The 26,567-nt window shown below is 33.9% G+C and carries 22 protein-coding genes and 1 pseudogene; 7 read left to right on the top strand and 16 right to left on the bottom strand.

The genetic code is table 11. The annotated features are described in order from the left end of the window. Genes trpB through UABHE_RS07340 form a run of 6 tightly spaced genes read right to left on the bottom strand, consistent with a single transcriptional unit; the run spans position 1 to position 5,566 of the window. Positions 1–1,158: a tryptophan synthase subunit beta gene (gene trpB / locus UABHE_RS07365; RefSeq protein WP_372369605.1), complete on the bottom strand. Its 1,158-nt coding sequence runs from the start codon at positions 1,156–1,158 to the stop codon at positions 1–3. After that, a complete protein-coding gene (locus UABHE_RS07360; RefSeq protein WP_372369604.1) occupies positions 1,139–1,789 on the bottom strand; it encodes a phosphoribosylanthranilate isomerase in 651 nt (216 codons plus the stop codon). The genes trpB and UABHE_RS07360 overlap by 20 nt, the downstream gene beginning before the upstream one ends. Next, positions 1,779–2,588 carry an indole-3-glycerol phosphate synthase TrpC gene (gene trpC / locus UABHE_RS07355; RefSeq protein ID WP_372369603.1) on the bottom strand — a complete coding sequence of 270 codons (810 nt, stop codon included), beginning with the start codon at positions 2,586–2,588 and terminating at the stop codon, positions 1,779–1,781. The genes UABHE_RS07360 and trpC overlap by 11 nt, the downstream gene beginning before the upstream one ends. A gap of 2 nt (positions 2,589–2,590) precedes the next feature. Then, positions 2,591–3,598, bottom strand: coding sequence for an anthranilate phosphoribosyltransferase (gene trpD / locus UABHE_RS07350; RefSeq protein ID WP_372369602.1), 1,008 nt, complete (start codon positions 3,596–3,598; stop codon positions 2,591–2,593). Continuing rightward, positions 3,595–4,179: an aminodeoxychorismate/anthranilate synthase component II gene (locus UABHE_RS07345; protein WP_372369601.1), complete on the bottom strand. Its 585-nt coding sequence runs from the start codon at positions 4,177–4,179 to the stop codon at positions 3,595–3,597. Before UABHE_RS07345 ends, trpD begins: the two co-directional genes overlap by 4 nt. Continuing rightward, on the bottom strand, positions 4,154–5,566 hold the full coding sequence (locus UABHE_RS07340) for an anthranilate synthase component I family protein (protein WP_372369600.1): 1,413 nt from the start codon (positions 5,564–5,566) through the stop codon (positions 4,154–4,156). Before UABHE_RS07340 ends, UABHE_RS07345 begins: the two co-directional genes overlap by 26 nt. A 1,104-nt stretch (positions 5,567–6,670) precedes the next feature. On the opposite strand from UABHE_RS07340, the gene UABHE_RS07335 reads away from it, so the two are divergent. Then, positions 6,671–7,435, top strand: a complete 765-nt coding sequence (locus tag UABHE_RS07335) for a hypothetical protein (RefSeq protein WP_372369599.1) — start codon at positions 6,671–6,673, stop codon at positions 7,433–7,435. 202 nt (positions 7,436–7,637) lie between these two features. Here UABHE_RS07335 and UABHE_RS07330 read toward each other — a convergent pair. After that, positions 7,638–7,901 (bottom strand): annotated as a pseudogene (locus UABHE_RS07330) (Tn3 family transposase); the annotation flags it as partial. A gap of 33 nt (positions 7,902–7,934) precedes the next feature. Beyond that, positions 7,935–8,987, bottom strand: a complete 1,053-nt coding sequence (locus tag UABHE_RS07325) for a hypothetical protein (protein WP_372369598.1) — start codon at positions 8,985–8,987, stop codon at positions 7,935–7,937. A 737-nt stretch (positions 8,988–9,724) separates the two neighbouring features. Between UABHE_RS07325 and UABHE_RS07320 the strand changes: the two genes are divergently transcribed. Beyond that, a complete protein-coding gene (locus tag UABHE_RS07320; RefSeq protein WP_372369597.1) occupies positions 9,725–9,961 on the top strand; it encodes a hypothetical protein in 237 nt (78 codons plus the stop codon). Here the strand turns inward: UABHE_RS07320 and UABHE_RS07315 are convergent. The 3 genes from UABHE_RS07315 to UABHE_RS07305 form a co-directional block, all read right to left on the bottom strand. Further along, on the bottom strand, positions 9,958–10,431 hold the full coding sequence (locus UABHE_RS07315; protein WP_372369596.1) for a GNAT family N-acetyltransferase: 474 nt from the start codon (positions 10,429–10,431) through the stop codon (positions 9,958–9,960). The genes UABHE_RS07320 and UABHE_RS07315 overlap by 4 nt on opposite strands. Before the next feature lie 85 nt (positions 10,432–10,516). After that, complete coding sequence (locus UABHE_RS07310; RefSeq protein WP_372369595.1) at positions 10,517–11,053, bottom strand: GNAT family N-acetyltransferase; 537 nt, start codon at positions 11,051–11,053, stop codon at positions 10,517–10,519. A gap of 112 nt (positions 11,054–11,165) precedes the next feature. Continuing rightward, positions 11,166–11,930, bottom strand: coding sequence for a site-2 protease family protein (locus tag UABHE_RS07305; RefSeq protein WP_372369594.1), 765 nt, complete (start codon positions 11,928–11,930; stop codon positions 11,166–11,168). A gap of 285 nt (positions 11,931–12,215) precedes the next feature. On the opposite strand from UABHE_RS07305, the gene UABHE_RS07300 reads away from it, so the two are divergent. Further along, on the top strand, positions 12,216–12,617 hold the full coding sequence (locus tag UABHE_RS07300) for an ACT domain-containing protein (RefSeq protein ID WP_372369593.1): 402 nt from the start codon (positions 12,216–12,218) through the stop codon (positions 12,615–12,617). Positions 12,618–12,739: 122 nt separating this feature from the next. Continuing rightward, positions 12,740–13,924 carry a polynucleotide adenylyltransferase PcnB gene (gene pcnB / locus UABHE_RS07295; protein WP_372369592.1) on the top strand — a complete coding sequence of 395 codons (1,185 nt, stop codon included), beginning with the start codon at positions 12,740–12,742 and terminating at the stop codon, positions 13,922–13,924. Positions 13,925–13,957: 33 nt separating this feature from the next. Here the strand turns inward: pcnB and UABHE_RS07290 are convergent, their stop codons facing one another. The 5 genes from UABHE_RS07290 to UABHE_RS07270 all read right to left on the bottom strand — a co-directional run bounded on the left by UABHE_RS07290 (position 13,958) and on the right by UABHE_RS07270 (position 23,094). Next, positions 13,958–14,896 carry a threonine/serine dehydratase gene (locus UABHE_RS07290; RefSeq protein ID WP_372369591.1) on the bottom strand — a complete coding sequence of 313 codons (939 nt, stop codon included), beginning with the start codon at positions 14,894–14,896 and terminating at the stop codon, positions 13,958–13,960. After that, positions 14,897–16,363 carry an amidohydrolase family protein gene (locus UABHE_RS07285; protein WP_372369590.1) on the bottom strand — a complete coding sequence of 489 codons (1,467 nt, stop codon included), beginning with the start codon at positions 16,361–16,363 and terminating at the stop codon, positions 14,897–14,899. Between the two features lie 36 nt (positions 16,364–16,399). Then, entirely contained in the window at positions 16,400–17,506 is a 1,107-nt protein-coding gene (locus tag UABHE_RS07280) for an SGNH/GDSL hydrolase family protein (RefSeq protein WP_372369589.1), read from the bottom strand. A 10-nt stretch (positions 17,507–17,516) separates the two neighbouring features. After that, positions 17,517–18,911: an MBOAT family protein gene (locus tag UABHE_RS07275; RefSeq protein ID WP_372369588.1), complete on the bottom strand. Its 1,395-nt coding sequence runs from the start codon at positions 18,909–18,911 to the stop codon at positions 17,517–17,519. A 142-nt stretch (positions 18,912–19,053) separates the two neighbouring features. Then, on the bottom strand, positions 19,054–23,094 hold the full coding sequence (locus UABHE_RS07270) for a protein kinase (protein WP_372371582.1): 4,041 nt from the start codon (positions 23,092–23,094) through the stop codon (positions 19,054–19,056). A 523-nt stretch (positions 23,095–23,617) separates the two neighbouring features. Between UABHE_RS07270 and UABHE_RS07265 the strand changes: the two genes are divergently transcribed. The 3 genes from UABHE_RS07265 (at position 23,618) to UABHE_RS07255 (ending at position 26,560) form a co-directional block, all read left to right on the top strand. Beyond that, positions 23,618–24,355 carry a class I SAM-dependent methyltransferase gene (locus tag UABHE_RS07265; protein WP_372369587.1) on the top strand — a complete coding sequence of 246 codons (738 nt, stop codon included), beginning with the start codon at positions 23,618–23,620 and terminating at the stop codon, positions 24,353–24,355. After that, entirely contained in the window at positions 24,348–25,082 is a 735-nt protein-coding gene (locus UABHE_RS07260; protein WP_372369585.1) for an RIO1 family regulatory kinase/ATPase, read from the top strand. Before UABHE_RS07265 ends, UABHE_RS07260 begins: the two co-directional genes overlap by 8 nt. Positions 25,083–25,147: 65 nt before the next feature. Beyond that, complete coding sequence (locus tag UABHE_RS07255) at positions 25,148–26,560, top strand: PAS domain-containing protein (protein WP_372369584.1); 1,413 nt, start codon at positions 25,148–25,150, stop codon at positions 26,558–26,560. Positions 26,561–26,567: the final 7 nt, after the last annotated feature.

Raw genomic sequence — 26,567 nt, 5'->3', positions numbered from 1 at the left:
TTATTCTCCTTGTAGGTAGGTATGAAGATCCTTGTCCCCGCGTCCTGAAAGACATAAAACTATATTTTTTTCGCTAGAAATATCTAATTTTTGCAAATAGGCAATTGCATGAGATGTTTCTAGAGCAGGTAGAATTCCTTCTATACGCGTAAGTAATTTTCCAGCAGCGATAGCTTCCTTGTCGGTAACACTAGCAAATGTAACTCTTTTTTGGTGATGAAGATGCGCATGTTGCGGACCAATACCAGGGTAATCTAATCCAGCAGATATTGAGTGCGCTTCCAATATTTGTCCGTCTTCGTTTTGTAGTAATAGTGACTTACAACCATGCAAAATCCCTATACTTCCAAGAGCAATTGTCGCTGCGGTTTTACCAGATGTTAATCCTGCACCTGCGGCCTCAACGCCAATTAAATTAACATTTTTATTTTCCAAGAAATGATAGAACGCTCCCATTGCATTACTACCACCGCCAACGCAGGCAATAACATAATCGATATGATCTATTTGTTGTTTTATTTCCTCACTAATTACCGATTGAAAGTAAGCAACCATTGATGGAAAAGGATGAGGGCCAACTACAGACCCAATTAAGTAGTAAGTATCACTAGGATTCGCAATCCAGTCTCGCAAGGCTTCATTTGTTGCGTCTTTGAGAACTTTGCTTCCGCTGACAACTGGATAGACTTTTGCGCCTAACATTTTCATACGCTCAACATTTGGACGCTGACGCGCCATGTCGATTTCTCCCATATATACAGTGCAGTCAATTCCCATTAGCGCACAAACAGTTGCTGTTGCTACACCATGTTGTCCAGCACCTGTTTCGGCGATGATGCGTTTTTTTCCTAATTTTTTTGCAACTAAAATTTGTCCGACAGCATTGTTAATTTTATGTGCACCGGTATGATTGAGGTCTTCGCGTTTTAAATAAATATTTGCTCCGACCTCTTGTGACAATCTTTGCGCATAATACAATGGTGTAGGTCGTCCTACATAATCAGCGAGCAATTGTTTAAATTCTTGTATGAACAAGTGGTCAGAGATACATTCTTTAAAAGCGTGCTGTAGCTCTTCTATATTCGGACGTAACATTTCAGGAACATACGACCCACCGTATATTCCAAAGAAACCATTTTCATCTACAAGATGTGCCATTGCGAACCCTTTCAATCATTTCTTGTACAACCTTTACATTTTTAACGCCCGGCTGGAGTTCTACCTTACTATTTACATCCACACCCATTAACTGTGGTATATCACGTGAAAATCTTATTACTTCGTCGATATTTGTTAAACCAATGCCACCGCTTAGAAAAAAAGGTACTGTCAGAGAGTAATTACGTAAAATATTCCAAGAAAAAGTCTTTCCTGAACCACCATAATTTTTAGTTTTGGTGTCGAATAATAAGTAATCGCAATGCGTGGCATACGCATTAACTTCACTTAAACAAAACTTGTCATCCACTCCAAAAGCTTTTGACAATAGTAGGTTGGGAAAAAGCTTACGAATTTCGCGACAGCGCTCTATTGTTTCATCGCCATGCATTTGAATGCCTTGTAATTGAAACTCTGTGACTCTTTGACTTATTTTTTCGTTTACTTCATTGACAAACACGCCTATTTTTTTTATTTCGTTAGGAACGCTTGATCTCACAAAATTCGCAATATCTGCTTGTGCAAACCGCGGTGATTTCTCATAAAAAATAAATCCAAGGTAGTCTGGTTGTTTACCTGTAATATCCGCAATATTTTTAGTACAACGCATTCCGCAAATTTTAATCTGCATCACATTTAGCCATTTCTTTATGTACCATGGAAATAAATTGTGCACATGCTTGTTGTGGGTAACTATGTTTCATAAAATTTTCACCTATCAAAAATCCATCAAATCCGGCTTGTTTTAGTTTGCAAATAGATTGTGGTTTACTGATTCCGCTTTCTGATATTTTCAAAAATGTGGGTGGTATTTGGCTTCCAATATCAAAAGATTTCTGTAACGACACGGAAAAATCACTTAAATTACGATTATTGACACCAACAATATCAACTTGTGGAATGAGATAATCTAATTCTTCGTGTTCGTGAATTTCGAGTAACACTTCCATACCAAGGTTCTTTGCACATTGAGAAAGTTCCTTGATTTGCGCTTGTGATAGTGCTGCTGCTATTAATAATACGACATCCGCTCCAATGGATTTTGCCTCGACAATTTGATACTCATCGATAATAAAGTCCTTGCGCAAAATCGGACAAAAATTGAATTTTCGACTTATTTGTAAATCGTTGTTGCTGCCACCAAAAAATTCTTTGTCTGTTAAAACAGACAAGGCTGAAGCACCAGCTTGCATATAACCGATAGAAAGATCTTCAACGTCAATGTAAGGGTTGATATCTCCTTTCGAAGGCGAACGACGTTTTATTTCAGCGATAATGCCTACCTTGTCGCGACGTTGTAGATATTTTTTAAGTGACACACATGGTGTGGGAAAATAAATACTCTGTTCTAATAGTTTTGTAGGATATAATTCTTTTGCCTTTTCCACACTGGTGCGTTTAGACCCAACAATTTTTTGTAATATGCTCATTTTCAATCCTTCATTGTTTTACTGATTGCGATTATTTTTGTCAGCACCTGTAATGCTTTTCCTGATTTAAGAGATTCTGTTGCTTGGTGTTTGCATTCATCTAAACTTTTCTGTGGAAAAGCGCAATGAATAGCAAATGTTGCGTTAGCAATGATTGTTTGGTTTTGCGCTGCTGTACCTTTCCCCTTGAGAATTTTCATCAAAATAGCGGCACTTTCCTCGATACTATCTCCGCCGTAAAGGTCTTCGGCATTGACCTGTTCGAAGCCGCAATCTTGTGGAGAAATAATTTGCTCGCCTCTTTTGTCTATTTTTTTAAAGGCACCAGTGAGTGATATTTCGTCGTAGCCATCAAGAGAATGAACGATAACGTAATCAATGTCTTCATTTTGTAAAAGATAAGAATAAAGACGCGCTACTTCGAGGTTAACAACACCAATCATTTGTTTTTTAGGAAATGCAGGACTAACAAGAGGTCCTAGTAGATTAAAAAAAGTACGAATGCCTAAATTTTTACGCACTGGGGCAACATTTTTCATTGCAGGGTGAAACATCGGTCCGTGCAAATAGCAAAATCCAGCCTCTTCTATCAATTGTTGTAGTTGAGTAATATCATTAGTAAATTTTATACCAAGCGATTCGAGAACATTTGAGGAACCACAACGCGATGAAGCACCATAATTACCGTGTTTTGCTACTTTTATACCACTACCTGCAACTACAAAGGCGGTTAATGTCGAAATATTAAATGTATTTTTCCCATCACCTCCGGTTCCACACAAATCTATAGGGGAATAAGCTTTTAAATCAACGGGTATACACAATTCACGCATTGCATCGCGAAAACCACCTAATTCTTCGACTGTAATATGACGCATGCGAAAAACAGTTAAAAAAGCGGCGACAAGATGGTCATTGTATTTATTTTGCGCAATATCCTTGAGTACTTGACACGCTTGTGAACGTGAAATTGTTTTATTAACGAGTAATTGATCGAGAAGTACTTTCATTGACTTTCCTCCTTAGTTAGTATCCAATTGCCAATTATTTGTTTTCCCGTTGAGGTCATAATCGATTCGGGGTGAAACTGAAGTCCATGTACATCATAATCTTTATGAGAAAAAGCCATAATGTTTTCATCATCATCTTCAGCAGTAATATGAAGACAATGGGGCAATGATTGGCGCTTCACGATCCATGAATGGTATCTACCGGCGTCAATTCTTTGTGGTAAACCACCAAAAATATGCGACAGTTGTACAATATTTATTGCTGTTTGTTGACCATGAACCACACGTTCCATTTGTTGCAATTTACCGCCAAGTGCGCAAGCAATTGCTTGATGACCTAAACATACACCTAAGATGCTTTTGGTTTTGTAGTATTCTGCTATCAAGTCAAGCATAATTCCAGCTTGTTGTGGAATACCTGGACCAGGAGAAAGAACAATCTTATCGAAAACTTCTGCCTCTTTTACTGAAATCTCATCATTGCGTTTAACAACTATATTATTACAGCCATTTTCTTTGAACAAATGTACGAGGTTGTAAGTAAAAGAGTCGTAATTATCGAGTACAAGTATTTTGGTCATTTGATATCTCCTCCGCCATATCAAGTGCTTTTTTGAGTGCTCCCAGTTTGTTGTTGACCTCTTGCAACTCTTTTTCTGGAACAGAGTCGGCAACGATACCTGCTCCTGCTTGAAAATAAAGCGTTTGTTGGTAACTGACGAACGAACGAATTACAATAGCATGATTACAACTACCATTAAATCCCAAGCAACCAATAGCACCACCGTAAGCGTGGCGCGGTACATTTTCGTAAGTATTGATTAACTCTATGGCTCGGTATTTTGGTGCACCACTGAGTGTTCCCATTGGAAAAGTATCATGAAGAATATCTAAAACTGTTGCGTTCTTAACGCGACCACTGACCTTAGAAGTAAGATGAATAACATGTGAATACATCTGAGCCTCACGATAATTTTCAACTTCAACTTTTTCACAGTGTTTGTTGAGATCATTGCGCGCTAAATCGACAAGCATCACATGCTCAGCATTTTCTTTCGGATCGCTACGCAATTTTTCTACCGCTTCTAAATCGGCTTTTTCATCTCCTGTCCGACGATATGTTCCAGCAATTGGATACAGAGATGCTTTACCATCTTTAACTGTCAGCTGTGCTTCTGGAGAAGAGCCCAAGATTTTAAAATTACCATAATCAAAATAAAATAAATATGGAGAAGGATTGATAGAGCGTAGCGCTCGGTAAACGTTAAATTCGTCTCCTGAAAATTTTTGAGCAAAACGCCGCGAAGGAACTATCTGAAAAACATCGCCGTACTTAACATGTTGTTTACACTTACAGACGCAATCAATAAACTCTTCATCACTTAAATTTGATGTTTCAGGACCCTCTTTACGAAAAGCATATTGCGGGAAATCTTTGAAAGTAAGAGTGTAAACAAAAGAGGCTAGATCGCTATTCTCATCATTACTGACGATAAACATTTCATTGCGATGGTGATCAATCGCAATTACATAACGAAAAACGTGATAAATCATATCTGGTATATCGTTATTATGTTGAACATCAATTGTTTCAAAATAGCGAATAGCATCGTAAGCTGTGTATCCAAACAAGCCATTGTCGATAAATGAATACGCTTCAGGCATAGTGCAAGAAAAATGTGTGATAAAATCTTGAAGCGACTTTGACACCTGCGTTCGTTCGTTGATGTCTTTAATTGTGGTTGAACCATCGGGAAATCTCTGGGTAATTTTTTCACGATGTACTTTAAACTCGGCAATAGGGTCACAACAAATATATGAAAAACTTTTTTTATTTGGTTGAAAGTCAACGCTTTCTAGTAGAAAACAATGCGAATATAAATCACGTAAACGCAAATAAATGCTAACAGGAGTAACTGTGTCTGCTAGAATTTTTTTGACACGGCAGTGCAATGGATATTTTTTCATGACAAACCTCATCGAGTAGAGAAAAAGAATTTCAAAATTTCGAAAGATGATTTCTTAGATCGCAAATATCTCCTCAAAAGTAAAGATTGTTTACCTAGGTAGAAGAATGTTTAAACGACTTAAATGATAACTATTCATTCTCAGGAAATAATAGACAGTATGAGACATTGATCAAATAGCAAGACACTTTGAAATTGCGCAGAGAAATATAACGCCTTGAGGTTTAATGTGCGTTTGCACATAAAGACGATAAAAGTGATTTACTTTTGAAGGTATGCCACGAAGTAAAATAAAAACAATAGTTTTACTAAGTTAACAGACCAATTTCCTGGAAGTAGTATATAGATTGAGGGGAAATTTAAGTAGGGCTATGCCCAATTATTGGATTGGGTAGTTAAGAGGATATTGTGGTGAATGTTTTTGAAAGTATGAAAAAGTTTCATTTTATCCCAATCCTAAAAAAAAGGTTTTTGAAGTTTGTTGAGGTATTTAATCTTATTATCAGCAGCTCCTACAAAAAAGTCAAATGTTTTTTATAAATTAGGGCGCGTCATCATTCAAAATATTGTGTGTTTTTTCGAGCCCGAGCCCGAGCCCGTTTGCGAGCCCGTTTCCGAAACTTTCACTAACAATTTATCAAAGAAGCAAAGTTTCTTTTTCCATCGCAAAAAACTAGTATTGAACCAATAAATCACTTTCTGTCGCTCTCAAAAAGTTTTCGGGCGCGGGCTCGAAAACGGGCTCAGGCTCAATACTACTGGCGTATCATTAAATGAATCCGTTATATTTTTATCTGTATTGAATGATGACACGCCCTAGAGTTTTGAAAGACACTGCTTTTTACATTATTTTACAGGGCATAAAAAACAAGAACACTCTCGTAAAATTAGAGGTTTGGTGAATCAATTAAGAAAAAATTTCAATGAGGAAAAGTCTATTGTTTAAGGTTATGAGGAGTCTTCTTAATTGAATTATTCATTATATTTTTTGAGAAAAATTTTCTTTTTTTTGCTGATTAAAGTCTATAGGTATGAAACGAAATTAAAATTTCATTTTTTCTGTTTACAAAAACTGACAACAAGCTTTTATTTAGGGATTTTTTCAATGAAATATATAGTATTTGGTTTGTTTTTTACTTCAATTATTTGTGCTGATTTTGATTTGGAAAAAATGTATGTTAATGCATTTAATATTGCTACAGACTTAGAAAAAAAATCAGAACTTAGAGATGGTGCCCATGCATTATCTGACTTATGGGAATTAACAATGAATTACAATTTTGAAACGTTTCGAGATGAAGAAATCGAGTGGAATCGAAAGAATATTTCAAAATTGAAATCAGGAAGCGCTATGATTTTAAATGACCAGCTGTTTCTTTTTTTAAGCGCGAGAGGTCTTGGTAATAAAACTTTAGTATTTTTGAATTTAGAGAAGTTTACTGTTGAAATTTTTTCGAAAGAAAAAATTAAAGATAACGCTTTGGTGATTCATTGTCGAAATATCTCTAACGAGGAGAGTGAACAGGTTGTAGTTTCTTTTCAAACTGATAATATAAAATATGAATTTGAAGGGGAAGCAATTGAGTTTAAAGGAACATTTGAAGAAGATATATTGAATTCTCCACCTGTATTTAGTCATAACTATCTCTTAGCTATTGTTGCCAATCAAAAATTAACTAAATTGAGCATAATCACTACAAATAAAAGCAAATCACAACAATTCTTTTCAGATGAAACAGAATCTGGAACAGTATGCTCTTCTTTTGATAAAAACGATGGAACCATTAGTATGGTAGGAAAAATAACAGCTTCTGTAAGTGAAGCACCTATACTTTTATTTGATATTCTTATCGCAAAAATAGACGATTAAAAAAACATCGTAGAGTTGGAAACAAGTAGTAAACTACTTTACTATTAGAAAACTTCCTCAAGAAGAAATCAAAATGCTTTGTTACTCTTAAACGATGCATTTTACTTCTTGAGGCTTTTATCATTCACAAGTACGGGCTCAAGTATTTCATGCTGAATGATGAGACGCCCTACATCGTAAAATATTTAATGTATAGAATAATCTCCTCATTCTTTTTCGCGAGGCTCATGGAATTTACGTTGTACAGAATAAGTAGATTGGCAACAAGGTATTTATACTTGATGATTTTCTGTTGTTCGTATCTACGATTCTCAGAAATTATACCGCTATCAGCCAAGAACACCCATTGAACAAAATTATTAAATGCCTCACTCTTACAAGTAGCAGCTTGGATCGTTTTCCGCAACTCAACATCAGGAAGATAACGTAGTAAAAATATAGTCCGCACAGCTCTGCCTAATTCTTGATCGGTAAGGAGATGTAACCTTTAAATGGACATTTAATTGCTAATATACCATTTTCCTTCAAATTTTTCTAATTTGAATGGTTTAAAGAATTCACTATGATTATAAATTACACGATAACTCTCTATTTTATTTGGCTCAATAGTCAACAGAATATCCAATATTTTTTTTAGCTGACTTGATTTTGTTGAAGAAAATTCTGCCGCTAAGTCTTCTAGTTTTTCCTGTTTTAAAACTTCTTCCATGTCTCTAGGGTGAATGCATTCGGAAAAGAATTTATCATAACGTTCTGTTTCTAGAAAAGTATAGGTTTTTTTTATAAAAAAATCTACCTCTTTGAGTATAGATTTTTGATCGATAGGAAGTATTACTTTTGCAATATTCTTGCAATGTATTATTTTGAGATCACTTCCATTCCAATGAAATTTTGCTTCTGCATTTTCTAAATTAAGTCCGTAGCAATCCTCTATTGAAATTTCAAATTCATGGAGAAAGAAGAGGTTGTTTCTTTTTTTTCCAAATACCTCCTCAAATGTTCCCCATTTGCCGAGTTTTTCTAGTGCGTTGATACCTTCTTGACTAATGACGTTATTGTGTAAACCCTCCTCCTGTAATATCGATATGAATGTTTTTCTATTCATTCTTTTACCAAAGAGTTGATAGCTAGTTGCTTTTTTATAGTCTTTTTTACTCAATGCGACATAAAAATCAGTCAATATTTGTAAAGCATACTCTTTTACTGGTGCAGGCTTTAGTCGGTTAGGCATTCCTTTTTGCAGTTCTTGTTTTAAAATTTCATACTCAACGTTTAATTTTCCTTTAACTTCTTGGGTATTTTTTAACAACGTTTCTATGTTTGTTTGTTCTAATTTTAATTCCTTTACAAGAGATTTTTTTTGTGGGTTTAAATCACTTAGTAATGCTTGTATTTTTTGTAATGTTTGTTTTGCTTTTGTTTGTTGTTGTTGCAATTCAACTATCTGAAATTCGATTTTTTTTATTTTTTTTTCAAGTTCATCAATATTTTGAGCACATGCAAAATTTAACAATAAAAAAAAACTAAGCATGCATAAACTTTTTAGAAACATAAAATACTCCTTGTTAAAGACATTTGTTGTTCATATTTAAATTTTAAAATTTTCTGTCACCAAATAATCCTAACTCTTTTCATCGAAAGAGCAAGTTAGAATAGGTAAAAAACTTTTCGCTGAGTCTTAATACATAAATGGATTAACATTTATATATACGAGCTTTTCGAAAGTTTGTTTACTAAAAAGAATGGCTGTTTTAGAAAATCAAACAAATATGTGGAATTTTAATGAGGTGAAAATACTGGCTTGTGATACTGCCCAAAAAGCGTTGCTTGAGGAAAAGAGAGAAACTGACTGGAAAATTAACCGAGATTTGATAAATCGTTTTTAATGGAGAAAATAAAAAGGAAAGAGTAAAAGTATTTGGAAGGAAAAAGTTATAATAGTTCCCTAACCCAAGAATAAAAAGCCTTCGTTTTGACTGTATCCACGGTGATTATCTGCCAATTTTAGACTTTAAAGTCACTGTCCAAAAGCCTCAAAAACAAAAAAGTGAAAACTTTATTACCATTGATTGGGGAGCACATAAACTCATCACTCTTTGCGTTTTCAATAACAAAGGTGAACAAATTTCGCAACCATATTTTGCTAATTTTTATGATATACAAAACAAGCTACAACGAATATACAAAGATATTAACCACTGGAAAAGTAAGCGCGACAAACTACTCTATAAAGACTCATTATTCAAAAAATGCAACAGAGAAATTGCTAGAAGATGGAATAAAATTTCTTTGATTAACAAAGAAATCTCTCATACAGCAGCGAATATTATTGTGTTTTTTGCCAAGCATTACAACTGCTCAAAAATCTATTATGAAAACCTAAAATCACTTAAATCTTCAAGCTATTCTCGTAGTAAAAATCGTCAAATAAACACCACTCTTTGGAAGATACACTTTGTCTTAATAACAACAATTCCTCAACAGCACCAATCACTACATGATATGCACTACCGACAAAATAGCTAAAGTAGATGAAATTTGAATCCTTCATGTGTTGCTTTAAATCCTAAATCCTGGTAGAATTTGATAGCATTTGGCCTCTGTTTGTCGGTTGTTAATTGTACCATGACACAATTTTTTTGGCGAGAATAGTCAATTGCCCATTCAAACATTTCACGTCCGATTCCTCTGGAGCGAAATTCTTTAGCAACGCGTACGCCTTCTATCTGAGAACGCCAACCACCTTTGTATGTCAAGGAAGGAATCAGAGTCAATTGTAAAACACCAGCAATGATATTTTGAATAATGGCCACGACTAGAATATTATTCTGATCTTCATTTATTGCTGCAAAAGCTTCTTCGTAAGACTTGGGAAGTGATGGTTCTGCAGATTCTCTTTTTGCGCCGAGATCATCGTTTGCCAGTAGCTCTACGATCCGAGATAAATCGTCAAATTTGGCTGTTCTAAAAGTAATTTTTTTTGAATCATTTTGCATGTTTTAATCCTTGTTAGATATCAAACGCAATAAAGTGTCTCGTTGCTCTATAAATAACTCACATTGTATCCAATGTTGATACACTTTAAATATCTCTTAAATGTTTTTTGTATAAAACATGTTGGCAGAGAGGGTGATCTTTGTTGAGTGCAGGATGGTAGAAGTTTTTTACATAAGTCATCCCTATTTTTTCCATAACACGTCGTGAAGGAAGGTTGTTCGGAACAGTGAACGAGACTATTTCTTTTTGTTTAAGAGTGTTACGTGCATACAATAACACCTCACTAGCAGCTTCGGTAGCATAACCTCGGTTCCAATATTCTCTTGCAATACGCCACCCGATTTCGACACATGGTGTAAAATCGCATGAAAATTGAGGAACAGATAAACCGACAAAACCAATAAATGACTGTGATTGTTGTTCTTCGCATGCAAAAAAACCAAACCCGCGCTGTTCAAAATGATTCTCAATTTTTAAAATCATTGCGTTGCTTTCTTCTTGCGATAAAACCTTAGGTAGAAATTCCATAACTTGCGGATCACTGTTTAATAGAAAAAATGGTCGATAATCTTCAGGTTTCCAACGTCGAAGAATCAAGCGTTTACTTGTGAGTATTTGCATTTTGGAAAACTCGCTTAACCAAGGAATGATAAGTTTTTACAAAACGAAGGTTATCTATTTTCAATAGATGTGATGTTATTATATCAACAGTATTGAAAATAGATAGAAAAGCCTAACGACGATAAAAAATCTTTCGCAAGTTGTTTATGAGTTCTTGTTGATCCTGTGCATAAAAATGTTGAGTACGAGTATTATCATGTGGAAAGTGTACATAAGCTTGCGATGATATCATCTTTAACTCCGCTCTACCTGCCAAATAAACGAATGCGGCAATGAATATTAGCATTGGGTTTACGAAAACACCAGTAATGGCCATTATGATTGCCGCCCAGGTACCTACTTCAACAGCTTTTTCTGTTGCACGCACTAAACTCATTTTCTTACTCAGTAGAGCTCTAAGTATACGACCGCCATCCATAGGAAAAGCCGGAATTAAATTAAAGACCATTAATATAACGTTTACTGTCACTAAATACATACAAAAATCGTTATTCCATACGTAGGAAGAAACTACTGCTAAAGGTAGTAAAATTAAGGCAATTACGAAATTAACAAGTGGACCAGCGATAGTGACTTTAAGCTCAATATCGGGATTGGTGATAGCTCCAATACTTGCAACTCCACCAATAGGTGTCAAAGTAATGTTTTGAACGGGAATTTTATAATGTTTTGCTACAAGGCAATGCCCATATTCATGAAGTAGTACGCACCCAAAAACAAGTGTCAGGAAAAATAGAAAAACAACAGCAGATAAAATACCAGAGGATAATATATGCATTAAGCCAAGCAAACCAAAAAATACAAAAAATAGTGAGTGGATAAATACATCTATTCCCCAAATTCGTCCTAAGTAAAAAGATTTTGTTAATGAGTTCATAAAGTCTCCTTGCAGGGTTTTAGTGAATAGACGCCTTACACGAATTGTAGAACTCGAAGAATTCGAGATTGAAGTCTATTTTTAACTAACACAAGTGATAGTAACGATAATTTATGCACGATTTTGTATGCAAATTTGGTGCCGCTTGAATATATTTGCTTTCATTTCCAAAAATACTTGACATCTAGGCAAATTTATACTAACTTACTGAAAAAATTATACTGCCAAATTATACACTTAAATTGAGTGCATGTGACAAAATGCATCTATAATGAGGAAAATTTCATGAGAATTGTAAAACAACTTGCTGTTTTTTTAGAAAACCAACCGGGTGCACTACTTCGTGTTACCGAAGATTTAGCTAAAAACGAAATCAACATACTTGCTATTTCTGTATCAGACACTGTAGATCACGCTGTTGTGAGATTAGTTGTCGATGAGCCTAAAAAAGCAATTCATCTACTAGGTGAAGCAGGTGTATTAGTTGTAGAAAATGATTTAGTAGAAGTAGATGTGGCAAATGACCCTGGTCAATTAACCAGAATTTGCAAAACTTTAGAGACAATTGATAGCAATATTGAATATGCTTATGGCAGTGCTCCAAAAGATGGTCGTTCTCTCATTTACTTGAGAATATTAAAAGCGGAATCTATACTAGAACAACTAAAAAGCGAAATCTCTAAGTAGTGATCAACACTGTAAACTGTGTTTCTCAAATATATAATTTTGAGAAACACACATCGAAAAACTACAATTCGCAGTAACTTTTAGGGCCTCCCCTAAGCAAACTTCAAACGTAAGCGTAAAAAATGCAAAATAAAAATGAAATAAAATTTCAATTAGTCAAACCACTTCCACACGAATTGTTTGATGAAGACGCTTTAAAAGTATATTATCGTCTAAGGCGCAATCGTTTTTCTACATATTTTGTGGGAGGATGTATTCGCGACTTGTTGTTAGGAAATCCGCCTAAAGATTTTGACATTGTTACATCTGCAAGACCTAAACAAATTAGGCGACTATTTCACAACAGTCGTATTATTGGTCGTCGTTTTCGCCTAGTAAATGTCTTTTTTGGCAAAAAAGTTATCGAAGTAACGACCTTTCGTAAAACACCTTGGGAAAATGGTGAACCGGACAATCAAAAAAAGTTGCTTATTCAAAATGACAATTTTTTTGGAAGCGACGAAGAGGATGCGATGCGTCGTGATTTTACAATCAACGCGCTTTTTTATTGTCCAGAAGAACGCATGGTAGTAGATTATACGGATGGTCTTGAAGACCTACAATATGGCAAAGTTCGTACGATAGGGGACCCTAAAATCCGTTTAGCAGAAGATCCTGTCAGAATTATACGCGCTATAAAATTTGCTGCGTGTCTTGGTTTTGAAATGACACCTGATTTGTACCAAGCAGTATTGCAATGTTCTCATTTTTTAGAACGAACGCCTCCTGCGCGCATCTTACTTGAGATGCTCAAAGTACTAAGAACAAGAAAAGTGTATTTTTGCTTTGATTCTCTTTTGAAAAGTGGTGCTTTAGCTATAATTTCACCGGACTTAGCAAAAATTTTACACCAATCTCGTACCGAAGAATATCGTTTACTGCATCGTTACTTTCGTGCTCTTGATGCTCTTGCTGATTCTGATCGCACTAAACTAATGGATGAAACTCTTTTTACAATACCATGCTGGAGTATCTTTATTCATAAAAATCAAAAGGATCGTAAAATGTCTTATGATTTTTTTGAAACCGTTCTAGAAGACACCAAGCATAAATTATCTTTATCTAAAAGATTGAGGCAGAGCGTTTTTAATATAATTAATCTGCAAATGATTTTCGATCGTAAAAATAAAAAGAAAATTTCTCATTCTTTAGTTTCTGATATACCTGCGGCAATACAAGTACTCAAAATACGTATGCTAATGGGTGATGTGAGTGAAAAAAGTTATCAACACTGGCTAGAAAAAACAGAGAAATACTTTAGTGAATAAGTATAAAAAATAAAAATGCCCACATGGGCATGTTTATTTTTTTTCATCTTGTAATATTTTTATAAATTTATCAATATCTATGCTGCCACCACTAACAATACATACGCTTTTTCCCCGCTTACTTCTTGGCATTTCAAAAGCCGCAGCCATTGCTAAAGCTCCTGAAGGTTCTACCACCATTTTATATTTTGTCGCTAAAGCATGAATAGCTTTCTTTACTTTTTTTTCGGAGACAAGCACCACTTCGCTAACCAATTCAGCTAATAATGGATACATTTCTGATGTTATGTAGGGAACCGCAACACCATCGCAGATTGTGTTGCACTCAACAGCGCTTGCACATCCATTTTTTATACTTGTGTATAATGCTGGGCATCCTAGGGGTTCTACTGCGTAAATATTGATCTCGGGATTTACCTGTTTTAGATAACCGGCAACACCCGCAATAAGACCTCCTCCTCCTACAGGAACAAAAATAGATTCGATTTCGCGAAAATCTTGCCAAATTTCAATGCCAATACTTCCATGCCCAGTCATCACATCCTTACTCGTCCAAGGATGAATAAAGGTATACGGATCATTGTTCCACAGATGTTCTTGCAAATATTTAAAAACTTCTTCCATACTTACGAGAACCGGAGTACCACCGTATTTTTTCACCCTATCTATTTTGGTTTGTGGTGCTGTTGTAGGCATAATACAGTAAGCTGGTACACTAAAGAAACGACCACACCACGCAAGTGCTTGTGCTGTATTTCCAGCACTAACTGTGCTAATTCCTTTTTGACGTTGTTTTTCACTTAACTGTGAAACAGCATGAAAAACACCACGTACTTTGAAGGAGTTAATTACTTGATGAATTTCTGGTTTTAAAAACACATCAGCTTCACAAGCAACTATAGGAGAGCGCACAATGACATCTTTAATATTTTGATACGCTTCGTCAAATTTTTCCACTGTTGGAAGATTCACTTAGCAATGTGCTCCTGTTCCCTTTAATTTGAGTTGTTCTTCGCGATAGTCTTCAAACATTTCAGATAATTGTTGTACTTGTTCATTAACTTTTGACATGTCTAAGGTCGTAAACTGATAATTATCTTTAACTACTTTACCACCAGCGATTACATAACGCGCTTCGCTACCATCGGAAGCCCATATTAAATTCTCAAGTACATTGTTTATTTTTGAAGGAGTTAAATTTGGTCTTGTTGTGTCCATGAAAACCATATCAGCGTCTTTGCCACATTCAAGAGATCCAGCATTAATACCTAATAATTTAGCTGGTTCAATGGTAATCATTTCCATTATTTTTTGGGCAGGCATTAAGCGTGCATTTTGGTGAAAAGCTTTCTGATACTGTGAAGCTAATCTTGCAGCGGCAAGAATATTCTGACTATCAGCACTTCCTGAACCATCAGTAGAAATAACGACATCGATACCGCTTTCTAACATTTCTATGACTGGTGGAATTCCTGAGCCAAGTATTGTATTTGCTAAAGGATTATGAACAATTTTTGTTTGCGTATCTTTCAAAATTTCCAAATCTCTTTTTGTGCATTGTACTTGATGAGCTAAAACAGTATTTGGCCCCAAAAATCCAAGTTTCATTCCATACTCAACCGGCGTCATACCGTATTCTTTTTTAAACCACTCCGTTGTATTGAATTCTTCCGAACTGTGAATATGGATAAGAGAGCTGTTTTTATCTGCCCATCCTTTTAGAGCTTTCAGTAAGTCTGGTCCATTAGAAAAAAATTGATCTGGCCCAGGTACAACTCGAGTTCTCGTTAGTTTTCCAAAACGCTCTACATTTTCATCTAAGCGTTTTACTGCATCTTGTGGTGAATCTAAAATCGCATCGTAGTAGTGTCGATCCTGGCTTCCTACAGCTACAATCATATTTGTACCAGCTATTTCATTTGCTTCGACAATATCGCCCACATAATACTTATTGTAATTACAGTGATGCACCATAGAGCTGGTAATTCCATAATAAATATCATCAACGCGCGCTTTTAGATAAGTGGCTAAATGGGGGCGTATTCCCAAAGTATCTGCAAGTTGCTTTTGATTTTCTTGCATAAACTTTCCAAAAATATTGACAGCACCATCTAGCCATTCTGTTAGGGGAGCATCTTTAACGATACCAATCAAAGGGGATTCATGATCATGACCGTGTGCTTTAATAAAACCGGGTAACAAAACCCCTTCCAAACGAATGAAGTCATCTAATGACCTCGCAGTTTTATTGTTATTACCAACTACTTCAATATGATTTGGATAACGTTCAAGGAGATTTCTTCCTAGTTCTTCATTGAAAGCTCCAACCTCTAATATTTTTTCTCCTTCAAAAAGAACATAACCATCTTTAATTCTTGTTGCTCGACCAATTTTATCACTTATGGGAATTAAAAACTTGCTGCGAATAAATTTTTTCATAACCAAAACCTCTCTTGTATTACTATGACATGTCTTTTAATTATCATTTTCAACCTTAACTAAATACTCAGCAAGTATTCTTCCTACTTGTGTAGCACCATACTCGTTGAAATGAATTTGATCATAGTATAATTTTTCTCTGTTTTCAATATCGTTTAGATCCACACATGGAATATTTAAATCGTTTGCTATTGTCATTATTTTTTGGGCGCATAGGCGTATAATTTCATGAAAAAACCTTGGTGTCAAATCTGGTTTTGACCAAGTGACATAAAGTTTTTGCGCTGCTTCTGACATTTGCGGAGAGTACATTGTTGTTGGAGCTAAAAGAATAACTTTTATATTGTTTTTGCGACAGATGCGAACAAATAATCGTATTTCTTTCTGTAAGCTACGAAGTGCTTTTACTAGGTTTTCTTTTTGCTGGACAGAAACAAAATCTACTTTTTTTGCAAGTTGATATGTCTTTTGTTTCTTAGTAAGAGATTTTGAAGTACGTTTTTTTATAGCAAAAAGAGTTTTTATATTGTTTGTAATTGTTTTCGACTGTTTTTTTGCATACTGAGCAATCATCAATTCACTAAATTTTTTAGGGTAATACTTCCATCGAAAAACACCTTCTTTAAACGCCTTGCGTTTCTGTGCTTTACTAAGTTGTTTAAATTGGTAACCATTTGCCCAACTATTCAATTCCGATATACCAGTAAGTAAAACAGCGGTATCAAACTTGACGCCTTGATTTATAAGAGCTTTGAGGTGTTCAACATTATGGGCGGCAGCCAACCCTCCGCGTGCGCAAATGTTAAAAGCAGTGTCTTGTTTGTGCTTTTCTTTCAGTATTTTTTCTGCTACACTTGCCCAAGTTTCTGTATCATCAAGATAAGAACATTGAGTGGTGCTATTGCCAAAAGCAATAATAAAGCGCTGTTTTTTTGAGGGGAGTTTTCCTCTTAGGCCTATAGAGTTTATCGTGTATTTTGATTTTCCCTCTATTCCAAAAAAACCTTGGGGAATACGTACTGACTTAGTATTAGGTAAGTGTACCATATTACCAGAAAATGTAATAATTGAGTGTATATAGAGTATAGCTTCTGTTCCTACAAAGATAAGGAAAAACAGCATACAATATTTTTTCCATTTCATATTTAAATTCTCAAAATTGAAAGTAAATGAAATCTTCCCCATAAGGTGCTGCCAAAAAGAAAATACTCGCAAGTAAAAACGTGTAAATCACTTGTTTTTTCAAAATAGAGTGATTTTCGAAGGCTAGTTCATTATCGTAAAGATGTTTGTTATATTGTTCTAAGCAGATAGGTAATGCGTAAAATATAACGCCCATAAACTTAAGAATAATAGCATAAGTTAAAAAACTATAATCAATATTAAGAAGAGCTGAAAATACCGCGGTAAGTTGTTCTCCGCTTTTTACCCTGAATATTAACCAGCCTATACAAATTAAATGAAAAGTAAAAAAATACTGCCATAGCACCTTTAGTTTTGTCTCTTCACCACTACTACCGCGCCAAATCATTAATAAAATTCCTTGGTATAACCCCCAAAGCAAAAAATTCCACGATGCTCCGTGCCATAACCCTCCTAACATCATAGTGGCAAGTAAGTTTATCTTTGTACGCCAATTTCCTAAGCGGTTACCACCTAGTGGAATGTATAAGTAGTCACGTAACCACTGGGAAAGTGAAATATGCCAGTGTCGCCAAAAATCGGCAGGGTTCTTAACAAAATAAGGTGCTCGAAAATTTACCATCAAATTAATACCCATGAACTTGCTTATTCCTCTTGCAATATCGGAATACCCAGAAAAGTCACCATAGATCTGAAAAGCAAAAGCATAGCACCCTAAAAGAATGTAAAAAAAATGTAGTGAGTCATATGGCATCGAGAATATTTGATTTACTAGTATTGCCATGTTGTCAGCAATAACAATCTTTTTAAAAAATCCCCAGATAATCAGTTTAGTCCCTGTAGTTATCATTTCTTGGTTTATAGATCGGGGAGAGCATATTTGCGGTAATAGACGCGTTGCTCTTTCAATAGGTCCTGCAACAAGCTGAGGAAAATAGGCAACAAAAACAGCAAAATTAACAATATTATCACTAGGCTTTAATTTGTTATTGTAAACATCAATAGTGTAGCTCATTGTCTGAAATGTGTAAAATGAAATTCCAACAGGTAATACAATTTCTAAGTGCAGAAAGTATGGTTCAATACCAATGCTGTGTAGTAATTCTTGTAAGGATGCACAAAAGAAATTGTAGTATTTGAAAAAAGCAAGTGTTCCCATATTAAAAAGTATACTAATCCACAAATATCTTTTACGATTAGTTGTTGTTTTAACTAAAGCTTTCGCACAGTAAAAATCTACCGCCGTTGAAAGAACAATAATTCCTAAGAAACGGTAGTCCCACCAGCCATAAAAAATATAGCTACTAATTAATAGTAAAATATTTTGTTTTTTATGATTGCACAATCGATATGCTGTATAAAAAACAACAAAAAACACAATAAATGAAAGTGAGTTAAATAACATTTCTTATTCTTAAAATGAGGAATTAAAGAGAACTATTTTCGTATAAATAATACCAAAAACAAAATTAGAAATAAACTGTTTGTTCTAAGTATACCTTTTTTATCGGTTTTCTAGATTTTTCTAAGATCAGCTTTGGTATCTGTCACTTAGTTTCTATATCAGGATAGATTGAAACAATCTTATCTAAAAATGCATTTTTTGAATCATTTAAATTCCAAAAAATGCGACGATGAAGTTGATAAAACAATTCGATGAAGGCATTTGCCGTTTTAAATTTTTTTTGTTTCACATAAATGCGCGCAATTTGTATGTGATGGTTCATTAAACTGTCATTGTCGAAAGGAGCGAGATTAAGGAATCTACTAAGAAAGTTCTTTTCATACATCATTAAAGATTTGGAATACTCGTTTAATTCAAAATAGGTTCGCGCGAGATTTAAATTGGAAAAGAATGAAATTTGTTGCGAACGCACATACTTATCAATAGCTATTTTTTTTTCGCTTTTATTATAACTATCAAAAAGCTTTTGAGTAAAAATTTCATGAAAATGCCCAGCATTATTAGCATTATTGAGTTCGAGCGCTTGTTGAATATTTTTAGTCTCTTCTTCTCTAAAACAAAAACCCAAAGCAAAAGGATATAAACATTCGTTTTGGTCTAACTTTTGTGCATTTATGATACAAGTTTTATAAAAATTTACTTTATCAGAATTCAAAATAAAGTGTTTCATATTATTGAAATCTTTACTTAATAAAAATTCGAGAGGATCACTTGCTAACAAATCAAAAAATGTGATGCTTTTGGTTTTGTCTTTTTCATATAAAATCCACTGATTTTGTACAAACAAATAGAGTCCTAATGCTACACCTTTTTTTAAAGAATCGTTTTGAGAAGATTGAGCTTGGCTAAGCATTTCTTTTTGCTCTTTCCTTGACGCAAAGGTAAAGTAACTACTTACAGCAGAAGTTCTTATTTTTTTGTTTTCTTCAGATAGAAATTCTTTGGCGATATACTTTTTATCTGCTTTTGATGTTTGTAAAAAAGCTAAGGGAAGGATGTCATTTTTGGGAGAAATTTCTTGGTGTAACTGATATATGAAGAAGGATTGTAAATGTGAATCTTGTTGTCGAAAATCTTGTAGAGAAGGGTGAATTCCAATAGAAGATAAAATGTAAGAAATCATACACTGTGAAGTATAAGGAAATGTGTGCAAGTTCTTTTTTAAATAAACAATCACATTCAAAGCGCTTCTTTGTCCTTTTTCTTTTAAATCTAATAATCTATATAAGGAAAGCAGTACCGAATAACTGTGCTCCAAAGGACTAAAACTGTTTTGCTTGTATAGTGGATCATCAAATATCGATGTTTTATTATTATTGGTAAAAATCATTGCAAATAGAGCATAAAAACGCAATCGTTGATCTTGTTTCTGTTCTAAAGCAGCTTTTAGTTCATCAGAAATTTCAGTAGATTGAATATTAAAAACTTCTATGAACGAAAAAGCAATTCTACGAACAATGTTACTTGGATGTTTTAAAGTCAACTTGTATTTATGAAAATATAAAGAAGCTCTTTTTTTATTCAAACTTCCCCAAAAAATGGAATGTAAATAGTAACTTTCGATATTAGAAAACGTCATTGCTTTGAATATTTTATTGCAAATTTTTTCCCATCTATCTGTTAACTGTTCTTTATCAAACAATTCATGCAGACTAATGGCGGCAGATAAGGATACCTTTTTTGATTTTTGTTCAAATAAAAATAATAAAAGCTCTTTTTCGTGATTGGCTATAGTATACGAGCGTCCATTAAATGATCTATGTGAAAGGTCAAGGGTTTTAAATCCATGGTAAACATATATCATTTGCGCTAATAGAGTTTGTACAAAATGTAGATTTTCACCTGAATATAAACTTTGTCCTGCATTTTTCAAATGCTGTAAAAACGTTATTTTTACAGGAAGATAATTTTTTCGCAATACAGCGCAACAAATAATCCGATTTATCATCGAAGAGTCAGGATCATTTGCAATATCGACAATTGCTGCAAAACCAAAAAAATGTAAGTATCCTTCTATGAGCAAATATTTTAAAAAAGGATTGTCTTCTCGATCGAAGATCTTCAAAAAATTTGGGCCATCAATATCTTCTAAGCTTTCCTGTTGCCAGCTATTTTGTAGATGCATAGATGAAAGTTGATAGTAAATTCTTGCTGTCACTTCATTTCGTTTTCTTTCCTCGCATTTTTCATGTATGGAACGAAAAAAACCTGAGTATGGCATAAGTTTTTTATTTTGTAATGCTTTCTTCATTTTATTGATAAATTCAGGGTTATATCTTCCGTTTAACAATCCATCGCTGACTATATCACTAAATTTTTTGTCAGCAATTGGTTTAAAAAAAACATCAATATCAGCCTTGATGTTTTTGATCCCTTCTTGCCAAGAAAGATAATTTGGACGATAGTCCTTTTGAATAGAAGACCATTTATCTGTAAATAGATCAAAAACAGCGTAACGTTTTTCTTTTATGAGATTGTATATGAGCGCTTGGTAACACCATCGTCGTAATCGAGGTTCATAATAAGGAATATCGTGTATCAGTTTGCCCAAAGAAAAATCGCGATCAAAAGATGTCGCCTTTTTAAAGTAACTAAATGCTTTGTAATATTTTTTACCTTTGAATTGAATTTCGCCTAATATTTTGTAATATTTCCCCACTTTTGGAGCCAATTTTATGCAACGCTGTAGATAGTTGTTTGCATCAATTAAATTATTTTTCTTTAAGTAAGCTGTGGCAAGGTACTCTAAAAGTCGAAGATCATTTTCAAAATACTTTTCTGCTTGCGATAAACAGGTAATTGCTCGATCAAGATTATTTTGTTTTAAACAACAAACTCCAAGGTAGTAGTTTACTTTTGCATTACTTTTTTTATCTGTTAATTTTTCAAGAAATATCTGGGCTTGCGCATAGTTTTTTTGATGGTAGTAGATCAATGCTTGGTGATAGTTAATAACGCTTTTGTTGTTAGCGATCTTAAACTTTTGTTTCGATAAGTTATCGATAATTTTTTGCGCCGTAAAGTATTTTTTTTTATGATAAAGTGCCTCTGCTATTTGTAATTTCTCTGTTAGATTAAATTGTAACAATTTATTGTTCTCTGTATTGGTAAAAGTATTGTTTTTGATCTCTTCTAATATTCGATTTAGATGCTCATTTTCTTGTTTTTCGACAAGTGAATATTTCAATAAATCCTTTTGTTTATGGCCAAAAAATTTCCATACAACAAAAGGAATCAAAGTAATGAGTGAAATTGTCAAAAGCATTGCTGTTCTTAATTTTTTGCTGTAATAAGATTTGATTTTTTTGCCCTGTAAAAAATCATTTATATCGCTCATAAGATCAGTAGTGTGTTGATAACGATCTTCTTGCCGAAAAGAGACCGACTTCTTCCAAATATTTTGTAAATTTTTATCAATATCACCTAAGATTTCGCAAGGTTTTTTTGGTGATTCGTGGCGGATCTTAAAAAGAACCTCAATGGTACTTTCACCTAAAAACATTCGTTGTCCGCAAATGAGCTCATAAAGGATCGTTCCCATAGAATAAATATCAGTACGATGATTTATAGCCGAACGTTTACCTGAGACCTGTTCTGGAGACATGTAATGAGGCGACCCCATAACTTCTCCTGTTTTTGTAAGGTCGAATTCGCGGCTGTCCATACGCTTCGCTAAACCAAAATCGATGAGAACAGGAACTCCTTCGGTTGTCACCATTATATTATCTGGTTTAATATCACGATGAATAACCCCTTTTTTGTGAGCATAACTAAGAGCTTCAGCTATCTTGAGAAATATTTTCAATTTTTGTTTTAGGGATATCGAGTTTTTTTCTAAGTAAGAATTAAGTGACTCACCACGTATGTAATCCATAACAAGGTATTTACAACCATCTTCAGCATTTGCACTATAAACTTTACCAATACAAGGATGATTAAGTTGAGAAATGATTTCCATTTCTCGTTGGAAACGACGAGCATTTGTATAACTAGTTTTTATAATTTTGATCGCGACCAAACGGTTAGGATTTTTTTGGCGCGCCTTGTATACAACTCCCATTCCTCCTTGACCTATTTGGGATAGAATCTCATAGTCATTTTGTAATTTAGCAACAACGCTCATATCCACTTGATACTCCTCTGTTCAATTGGGAATGATAATTCATATTGGATTTGAAATTTCTGGTTTTGAAAAAAGAATTTGATCTTAGGTGTACGGTTTAATTGTATGCTCGATTATCTTTATTACATCGAAAATAAAACCATGTAATAATGAAATTGTCGTACTGAATGATGACACGCCTTGGTATCATTAATTATTAGCAACTATCTTAATCGTAGCTGTAACGCTGTAACCGTGATCTTAACTAAATATTGTCGGTATTTCTTGTAAAATACATGATAGTTTATTTTGGTTATTATTACGGCTATGATCATTGTGACAGCTGGAATCAATCGTTTTCAAATCGAAAATTTTGATTGATGATACACCCTCGTTAGCGGATATGTTCTAGATAAACGATATTTTTTGTTGTAGGCTCTTCAAAGAGTATTCTTTTCAAATTCATTTTGCTTTTTAAAAACCTTTTATTATAATCTGAAAAAAAGTAAGGTTTATAGAGTATCTTTTTTAGGGTAAAAGGTAAATGAAATTAAAAAAGCTTTTTAAAAGCAAAAAACAAAAAAAACAAACTCCCATACCACGCTTGGACATCGTTAAAGATGAAATAGACGGTTTGGATATTGAAACTCGTAAAGTCTTAAATCTTTTAAACTATACTAAGACGAGTGGTGTTGCTTACGATGGTGGTCTTTACGATGTAGGATACCATTCTTTTGATTTTAATAACAAAAAATTCAAAGGGCAAAGAGATCCCAAACAACGTTTTGAAAAAGTGGATATAGATTTCACAGGAAAAACAGTTCTTGATATTGGTTGTAATCAAGGAGGAATGCTCTTTGCTATTGCTGACAAAATAGGACATGGAGTAGGGATTGATTTTGATTCACGAATGATTAATACTGCAAATCGTATTAAGAGATACAAATCACAAGATAATCTAGATTTTTATGTTTTTGATCTAGCAAAAGAAAATTTAGAGATTATTAATGATTTCTTGGTTAAAAAAGTAGATGTGTGTCTCCTGCTATCTATTTGCATGTGGATTCCAAATTGGAAAGCAGTTGTTGATTTTTGTTTTGCTGTCTCTGACAAAATGATATTCGAATCAAACGGAAAGCAAGAAAAACAAGAAGAGCAAAAAGCATATTTAGAAACGAAATATGCACAAGTAACGTTGTTAAGCAATACTTCTGATGATGATGCTAAACAAAAGAAACGTAAACTTTACCTATGCCACAAGGATAAAAAAACAATTGAGTAAGTTAGAAGCTTTTCATCCTAGCAGAAATACAGATAGTGCGTTTTATATTTTAGAACGTTCTCAAAAAACATACCTTGTTAAACACTATAAGAAAAATGCAGAGGAACGATATTCAAGAGAAAAAAGAATGTTAAAGTATTGGAAAGAAAGTGGTTATCATGTTCCACTTTTTTACGATGACTTTGAATTGGAGCTTTCTCAACCTTATTTAGTTATGCAGTTCTTATCTGGAAAAACATTGGCTGAAATATTTAGTGATGAAACGGTTTCTTACGATTATAAGTTAAAACTTATCGAAAAGCTGTTTATTTCATGTTCAAAAAGACATACCCAAGCACTACAAAATTTAGATAGAGAACTCATTCATCGCGATATGAATCTCGATAACATTATTCTTTACGAGGATAAGTTGTACTACATTGATTTTGAACACGAAAGTAAGGTTAAGGTTTTTAAAAAACAACTAGCAAAAGAAATATCTACCTTATGTCGACGAATATTAAACCTAATAGGTCCTGAGTATACAGAAGAAACTATGACGTTACTCGTAAAGAGTTATACGCATCAGCTAAAAATTTTGCATTTAGTTGTAAAGTTTTCTTATGGAAGAATATCGCGAATTTTTCATATGCTAGGCGCTCGCGAAAATAAAAAACATAATCTTGTTACAAAATATGAAATTGTTATGGTACTCAAAAAACTTTTAAAAGAGCATAAGTCAAGTTAACTACTTTTATAAAAGTAGTTATTTTGTTAGTTGAAAGTAAAGAAAACAAACCATAGAGGTGATACATGAAAAAAGCGCCAGCAGCACTACTAAATAAAATTTTTTCTCTGTCTCCTATTGCGATGTGCCTTCTTACTTTAGAGGAAAAAGAAATTGCTATAGCTAACAATGCTTTTTTTGAGCTCGTAGGGTACTCTCAGGACCAAATAGAAAATGCTTTATTGCAAGATTTGATATATAAAAAAGACTTTTTGAAAGTTGTGCGGCGTATCGATTGTTTAGCTGAAGATAATTATGTTTATGAAGAGCTCCGTATTCTAAGTAGAGGGAAATCATGTAAAGATGTAGAAATAGTTATTCGCAAAATTTCTCACAACAAAAAAATGTATTTCCTGTGTACTTTTCATGATATTAGTTGTTTCAAGGAAAGTGACCGTAATCTTCGTAATAAAATCCAAGAAGAACATGAAAAAACAGTAAAAACAGTAAAAGGGATTATTCGCAATCGACTTTTTCTTGAAAAGATACATGTTGCTCCTGTTTTTCTTAGAGAAATTCGCAAATGTAAAGAAACTGATACATTGGTACAAAAAGTTGTGCATCTGATGTGTCACAGTAGTGGTTTACAATATGCCTCTGCAAATATTCTTTTAATTGAAGGCGATTTTTTACAAGTTAAATATTCTAATACTTCGCAACCTCTCCAAAGATTCCATCTACAAAAACAACATAAACTAGCACAAGTTTTTCGTGGAGAGAAAAAAATATTTATTGAAGACACAGGTGAAATTACAGTCGCTATTCCCTCTGAAAATGAAAATCAAGGTGTATTGCAAATTTTTCTTAATGAAAAAGAAAGATCTTTAATTGAAGCAAACAAAAACCTCATACAATCACATGCTGACCTGGTTGAATGTTTAGCCCAATACATTGGTTTACTATTGTATAATATGCAATCTAACTCACAGATTAACGTACAATCACATCACGGTATTAAGTTACTTCACAAAGAAATCCAGGCCAAAATGTCTACAGAACAAGATTTTTGTATTATGCAAATTCACTGGCGCAGCTTCGATAATGATTTACTTGAATATCTAGAACATATTGAGTCTATACACAATATATTAACGAAAAATATACTATCATTTAAACCAACAGGTAGTACGCTCTTTTATGTAGGACAGCAAGATTTTTTTCTTCTAGTTTCTACAAAACTAATTAGTTCAGAAAGTGCAGAAGCTGAAAAAATATACCGCAAACTCACTCAAGAAAGTTATACAATTCAAAATGACAATGTTTCTCCGAAAATTGCAATTGCCGTTCGCAAAGTTCAGATAAAAAAGAAACCAAGTCCAAGAGCAATACTCATTTCTTTGCTCAAATGTATCAAAAAAGCAAAAGAAAATAACAATGTTTTTATTTGGGATGGTGAAGTGAAGCCAGTTCGCCAACGTGTTAAACGCAAACTACAATAGGAGTTTG

It is taken from the genome of Candidatus Uabimicrobium helgolandensis (assembly GCF_041508025.1).
Taxonomy (GTDB): Bacteria; Planctomycetota; Uabimicrobiia; order Uabimicrobiales; family Uabimicrobiaceae; genus Uabimicrobium; species Uabimicrobium helgolandensis.
The sequence above is the reverse complement of the archived record's forward strand: the minus strand, read 5'-3'. Positions and strand labels throughout refer to the sequence as shown.

Bases quoted from the DNA above. Each gene is read 5' to 3' on its own strand.
- trpB (WP_372369605.1), bottom strand. From the start codon at position 1,158: ATGGCACATCTTGTAGATGAAAATGGTTTCTTTGGAATATACGGTGGG.
- UABHE_RS07360 (WP_372369604.1), bottom strand. From the start codon at position 1,789: ATGCAGATTAAAATTTGCGGAATGCGTTGTACTAAAAATATTGCGGAT.
- trpC (WP_372369603.1), bottom strand. From the start codon at position 2,588: ATGAGCATATTACAAAAAATTGTTGGGTCTAAACGCACCAGTGTGGAA.
- trpD (WP_372369602.1), bottom strand. From the start codon at position 3,598: ATGAAAGTACTTCTCGATCAATTACTCGTTAATAAAACAATTTCACGT.
- UABHE_RS07345 (WP_372369601.1), bottom strand. From the start codon at position 4,179: ATGACCAAAATACTTGTACTCGATAATTACGACTCTTTTACTTACAAC.
- UABHE_RS07340 (WP_372369600.1), bottom strand. From the start codon at position 5,566: ATGAAAAAATATCCATTGCACTGCCGTGTCAAAAAAATTCTAGCAGAC.
- UABHE_RS07335 (WP_372369599.1), top strand. From the start codon at position 6,671: ATGAAATATATAGTATTTGGTTTGTTTTTTACTTCAATTATTTGTGCT.
- UABHE_RS07325 (WP_372369598.1), bottom strand. From the start codon at position 8,987: ATGTTTCTAAAAAGTTTATGCATGCTTAGTTTTTTTTTATTGTTAAAT.
- UABHE_RS07315 (WP_372369596.1), bottom strand. From the start codon at position 10,431: ATGCAAAATGATTCAAAAAAAATTACTTTTAGAACAGCCAAATTTGAC.
- UABHE_RS07310 (WP_372369595.1), bottom strand. From the start codon at position 11,053: ATGCAAATACTCACAAGTAAACGCTTGATTCTTCGACGTTGGAAACCT.
- UABHE_RS07305 (WP_372369594.1), bottom strand. From the start codon at position 11,930: ATGAACTCATTAACAAAATCTTTTTACTTAGGACGAATTTGGGGAATA.
- UABHE_RS07300 (WP_372369593.1), top strand. From the start codon at position 12,216: ATGAGAATTGTAAAACAACTTGCTGTTTTTTTAGAAAACCAACCGGGT.
- pcnB (WP_372369592.1), top strand. From the start codon at position 12,740: ATGCAAAATAAAAATGAAATAAAATTTCAATTAGTCAAACCACTTCCA.
- UABHE_RS07285 (WP_372369590.1), bottom strand. From the start codon at position 16,363: ATGAAAAAATTTATTCGCAGCAAGTTTTTAATTCCCATAAGTGATAAA.
- UABHE_RS07280 (WP_372369589.1), bottom strand. From the start codon at position 17,506: ATGAAATGGAAAAAATATTGTATGCTGTTTTTCCTTATCTTTGTAGGA.
- UABHE_RS07275 (WP_372369588.1), bottom strand. From the start codon at position 18,911: ATGTTATTTAACTCACTTTCATTTATTGTGTTTTTTGTTGTTTTTTAT.
- UABHE_RS07270 (WP_372371582.1), bottom strand. From the start codon at position 23,094: ATGAGCGTTGTTGCTAAATTACAAAATGACTATGAGATTCTATCCCAA.
- UABHE_RS07265 (WP_372369587.1), top strand. From the start codon at position 23,618: ATGAAATTAAAAAAGCTTTTTAAAAGCAAAAAACAAAAAAAACAAACT.
- UABHE_RS07255 (WP_372369584.1), top strand. From the start codon at position 25,148: ATGAAAAAAGCGCCAGCAGCACTACTAAATAAAATTTTTTCTCTGTCT.